At 66.1% G+C, this 5352-nt stretch carries 3 protein-coding genes and 1 pseudogene; all 4 read left to right on the top strand.

Annotated features, from left to right (window positions below; translation table 11 throughout):
* Window positions 1–215: DNA-directed RNA polymerase subunit beta (locus tag AC36XV_RS10675; protein WP_492203668.1), on the top strand; the 215-nt coding region annotated here is incomplete at its 5' end.
* A 37-nt stretch (window positions 216–252) separates the two neighbouring features.
* On the top strand, window positions 253–4473 hold the full coding sequence (gene rpoC / locus AC36XV_RS10680; protein WP_492203669.1) for a DNA-directed RNA polymerase subunit beta': 4221 nt from the start codon (window positions 253–255) through the stop codon (window positions 4471–4473).
* 256 nt (window positions 4474–4729) lie between these two features.
* Window positions 4730–5095, top strand: coding sequence for a 30S ribosomal protein S12 (gene rpsL, locus AC36XV_RS10685; RefSeq protein ID WP_492203670.1), 366 nt, complete (start codon window positions 4730–4732; stop codon window positions 5093–5095).
* A gap of 123 nt (window positions 5096–5218) precedes the next feature.
* Window positions 5219–5352: pseudogene (locus AC36XV_RS10690) on the top strand (30S ribosomal protein S7); the annotation flags it as partial.

The raw sequence follows: 5352 nt of genomic DNA on the forward strand, positions 1-5352 counted from the left end.
CGTACGGAGCCGCGCACACCCTTCAGGAGATGCTCACGGTCAAGTCGGACGACGTGACCGGGCGCAGCCGGGCGTACGAGGCGATCGTGAAGGGTGAGAACCTGCCCAAGCCGGGCGTGCCGGAGAGCTTCAACGTGCTGGTCAAGGAGCTTCAGGCGCTCGGCCTCAGCGTCACGCTGGGCAGCGACGACGACGATTCGATTTTCGCGCAGTGACGCAGACGCATATTCAGCGACAGAGGGGTCACACAGGATGATCGATTTCCCCCGCCATCGCGGAGCCGGGTCTTCGGACTTCGACTGGATGCAGATCAAGATCGCCTCGCCGGACGAGATCCGGTCGTGGAGCTACGGCGAGGTGACGAAGCCCGAGACCATCAACTACCGTTCCTTCAAGCCGGAGCGGGACGGTCTGTTCTGCGAACGGATCTTCGGGCCGGTGAAGGACTGGGAGTGCCACTGCGGGAAGTTCAAGCGCATCCGGTACCGCGGCCACGTATGCGACAAGTGTGGCGTCGAGGTCACGCTGTCCAAGGTGCGTCGGGAGCGCATGGGCCACATCGAGCTCGCGGTTCCGGTGGCGCACATCTGGTTCTTCAAGACGCTACCGTCGCAGATGGGCTATCTGCTCGGGATGAAGCTGCGGGACCTCGAGAGCGTGATCTACTACGCGGCCTACGTGGTCACCGAGCCCGGAAGCCAGGAGGTGGAGGTCCGCCAGGTGCTCACCGAGGATGAGTACTGGGAGCTCACCGACCAGGCGCGCGAAGACGGGGACACGGAGTTCCGCGCGGAAATCGGCGCGGAGGCCGTGCGGACGCTCATGAGCCAGCTCGACGTCGACTCCGAAGCGGAGCGGCTCCGGGTCGAGGTCGCGACCGAGACCTCCAAGCAGCGCAAGAAGAAGAAGCTGAAGCGCCTGAAGGTCATCGACGCGATCCGGAACAGCTCCGAGGATCCGGCGAACCGGAACAACCCGGAGCACATGATCATGGACGTGATCCCGGTGATTCCGCCGGACCTGCGTCCGCTCGTGCCGCTGGACGGGGGACGGTTCGCCACGTCCGACCTGAACGACCTGTATCGCCGGGTGATCAACCGGAACAACCGGCTCAAGAAGCTCCTCGAGATGCGGGCTCCCGAGGTGATCCTGCGGAACGAGAAGCGGATGCTTCAGGAAGCCGTGGACGCCCTGTTCGACAACGGTCGGCGCGGAAAGGCGATCCGCGGGCGCGGCAAGCGGCCCCTCAAGTCGCTCTCCGACATGCTCAAGGGCAAGCAGGGCCGGTTCCGGCAGAACCTGCTCGGCAAGCGAGTGGATTACTCGGGCCGGTCGGTGATCGTGGTGGGTCCGGAGCTGCAGCTGCACCAGTGCGGACTGCCGAAGGTCATGGCCGTGGAGCTGTTCAAGCCCTTCATCATCCACGAGCTGGAGAGGCGGGGCGACGCCGAGACGGTCAAGCGCGCCAAGAAGCTCGTCGAGCGATACGACCCGAAGGTGTACGAGGTCCTCGAGGACATCATCAAGGACCACCCGGTGCTGTTGAACCGGGCTCCGACGCTTCACCGCCTGGGGATCCAGGCGTTCGAGCCGGTGCTCGTCGAGGGGAAGGCGATCCGGATCCATCCGCTGGTCTGCGCGGCGTTCAACGCCGACTTCGACGGCGACCAGATGGCGGTCCACGTGCCCCTGTCGTTCGAGGCGCAGCTCGAGGCCCGGATCCTGATGCTGTCGAGCAACAACGTGCTGAAGCCATCGAACGGACGCCCGATCGCGGCCCCGAGCCAGGACATGGTGCTGGGCTGTTACTTCGTGACGAAGGCGCCTCCGGGATTCGACGAGATCACGACCGAGGACGAGCTGCCGAGGTTCACGGGCGCGGCCGAGATCGAGATGGCGCTGGCGAACGGGCTTCTGCGGACGGAACGCGGGACCCCGGATTACCACCGCCCGGCGATGTACCTGGACGGCGACCGGTGGATCGTCACCACGGTCGGCCGGATCATGTTCAACGACATCCTCCCGGAGGAGATGCCGTTCCAGAACTCCGCGATGAGCAAGGGGATGCTCGGCGATTTGGTCTTCCAGGTCTTCCGGGCGGCCGGCATGTCGCGGACGACGGAGTTCCTCGACAAGCTCAAGAATTTCGGGTTCGGTTACGCCACGCAGGGCGGTGTGTCGGTCGGGATGGAGGACATGGTGATCCCGCCGGAGAAGGCCACCATCCTGGCCGAGGCGCAGGAGGACGTGGACCGGTTCACCCGGGCCTACCACAAGGGCGTCATCTCCTTCGGTGAGCGGTACAACAAGGTGATCGACGCCTGGACGCACGCCAACAACGACGTGGCGGACGCGATGGTGAAGGGTATGGCCGCGTCCCGTGACGGCTACAACCCGATCTTCATGATGTTCGACTCCGGTTCGCGGGGATCCCGCGACCAGATCCGGCAGCTCGCCGGCATGCGCGGGCTGATGGCCAAGCCGCAGAAGAAGCTCACGGGCGGCATCGGCGAGATCATCGAGAGCCCGATCCGCGCCAACTTCCGCGAAGGGTTGAGCGTGCTCGAGTACTTCATCTCGACGCACGGAGCCCGGAAGGGGCTGGCCGACACGGCGCTGAAGACGGCGGATGCCGGATACCTGACGCGGCGCCTGGTGGACGTGGCGCAGGATGTCACGGTGGTCGAGGAGGACTGCGGGACGGTCCTCGGCCTCGAGATCTCGGCCCTCAAGGAGGGAGAGGACATCATCGAGCCCCTCGGCGACCGGGTCGTCGGCAACGTCGCCCGTGAGGCCATCGTCGATCCGATCAGCGACGAGGTGATCGTCAAGGCCGGCGAGATCATCGGGGACGAGGCGGCCGACGCGATCGAGGAGGCCGGTCTCCAGACGGTGAAGATCCGCTCGGTGCTGACCTGCGAGTCGCGTCGGGGCATCTGCCAGAAGTGCTACGGGCGCAACCTCGCGACCATGAAGGTGGTGGACGTCGGGGAGGCGGTCGGCATCCTGGCGGCCCAGTCGATCGGTGAGCCGGGCACGCAGCTCACGCTGCGGACCTTCCACATCGGCGGAACGGCCGCCCGTATCGCCGCCCAGACGCAGCGGAAGTCCAAGCTGCGGGGTACGGTGGGCTTCGAGCGTGTCACGACGGTGGAGAGCCCGGATGGCCGTTCCGTGGTGACGAGCCGGGAGGGGCAGCTGTTGATGCGGACCGAGGAGGACCGGATTCGTTCGCGGCTCGCGGTCCCGTACGGCGCTCAGCTTCACGTCACGGACGGCCAGGAAGTGGCTCCGGGCGACCTGCTCTTCGGGTGGGACCCGTACTCCGAGCCGATCGTGGCCGATCACGTCGGGAAGATCCAGTACAAGGACATCGTGCCCGAGGAGACCTTCCGCGAAGAGCTGGACGAGGCGACCGGCCGGCGGCAGCTGGTGATCATCGAGGACCGGGACAAGAAGCTGCACCCGCGGATCGAGATCGTCGACTCCAAGGGCAAGAAGCTTCGCGAGTTCATCGTGCCGGTGGGCGCGCAGCTCCTGGTGCACGACAAGGAGAAGGTGCAGCCGGGCGACACGATCGCGAAGATCAGCCGCGAGGCCTACAAGACGAGGGACATCACGGGAGGTCTGCCGCGTGTGGCCGAGCTGTTCGAGGCCCGGCGTCCGAAGGACCCGGCGACGATCACCGAGGTCGACGGTCGCGTCTCGTTCGGCGGGATCAAGCGCGGGAAGCGCGAGATCATCGTCACCATGGAGAACGAGGAGGAGCAGGTCTACCAGGTGACCGTCGGTAAGCACCTCCGGGTGCACGAGGGTGACATGGTGCGGGCCGGTGACCGTCTCTCCGAGGGCCCGGTCAACCCGCACGACATCCTCCGGGTCAAGGGGCCGCGGGCGGTGCAGGAGTACCTGCTCAACGAGATCCAGGAGGTCTACCGGCTGCAGGGCGTCCGAATCAACGACAAGCACATCGGGGTGATCGTGCGGCAGATGCTGCAGAAGGTGAAGATCACCGAGCCGGGCGACACCGAGTACCTGGAAGGCGAGCACGTCGACCGAATGGAGTTCCGCGAGCGCACGCGGGAGGTGATCGGCAGCGGCGGGAAGCCGCCCCGGGCCGAGCCCGTGCTGCTCGGGATCACCAAGTCCAGCCTCACGACGGAGTCGTTCATCAGCGCGGCCTCCTTCCAGGAGACGACCCGGGTCCTTACGGACGCGGCCGTGCGCGGCGCCATGGACGAGCTCCGGGGGCTGAAGGAGAACATCATCATCGGCCACCTCGTCCCGGCGGGCACGGGCATCCACCGGTACCAGAACGTGGAATTCCTGGTCGGAGAGCCCCTCCAGGAGGAGCTGGACGCCATGCGCCGCAAGGCTCCGGAGCCCGAGGAGCCGGTGGCGGCGGGCGGTCTGTTCGCCGAGTTGAGGGGCGAGATGGAGCCCGAGGAGGCGGAGGCGCCGGCCGAGGCCTGAGGGCGCCGCCCGAGGGAGGCAGGCCGGCACGGGAACACGGGCTTCCGGGGCGTTCACGACGCCGGAAGCCCACCTTGACAAGGTCAATGACCCCACCTACCTTGCTCGTTCTCTCGACCAAGGGGTCGGTGAGGGTTTTCCGGCGGGGACGAGAATCGTCTCCGCGCACTTTGAACCGCTGCTTCGAGTGCCACGATGCACGGCACCGGGGGAGCGGTTTCTGTCGCTACCGAGTTACAGGGAGAGCGGCTGGAGTATGCCCACGATCAATCAGTTGGTGCGCAAGGGGCGCCAGGAGCTCGAGAAGAAGCGTAAGGCGCCCGCACTCGAGGCGAACCCGCAGAAGCGGGGCGTCTGCACGCGCGTGTACACGACGACACCGAAGAAGCCGAACTCGGCGCTTCGAAAGGTCGCCCGTGTGCGGTTGACGAACGGCTACGAGGTCACGGCCTACATCCCCGGTGAGGGGCACAACCTGCAGGAGCACAGCATCGTGCTGATCCGCGGCGGGCGTGTGAAGGACCTGCCCGGTGTCCGGTACCACATCGTGCGGGGTACCCTGGACGCCTCGGGAGTATCGGACCGCAGGCAGGGCCGATCCAAGTACGGCAGCAAGCGCTAAGACATAGAGGGGAACCATGCGCCGGCAGGGCGCACAGGCCCCGATTCACGGAATCTCGAGAGAAGCACTGGGATCAACCCGGCCTTCACGTCTCGGCCGGGTTTCCGTTTCAAGGAAGGGCACATGTCACGCAGGCAGAAGGCGGTTCCGAGAGAGACTCCGGCGGACGCGAAGTACGGAAGCCAGGAAGTCACTCGGTTCATCAACGTCCTCATGCTGGACGGGAAGAAGTCGACCGCGGAGCAGATCTTCTACGA

This window comes from Candidatus Benthicola sp. (assembly GCF_058719085.1).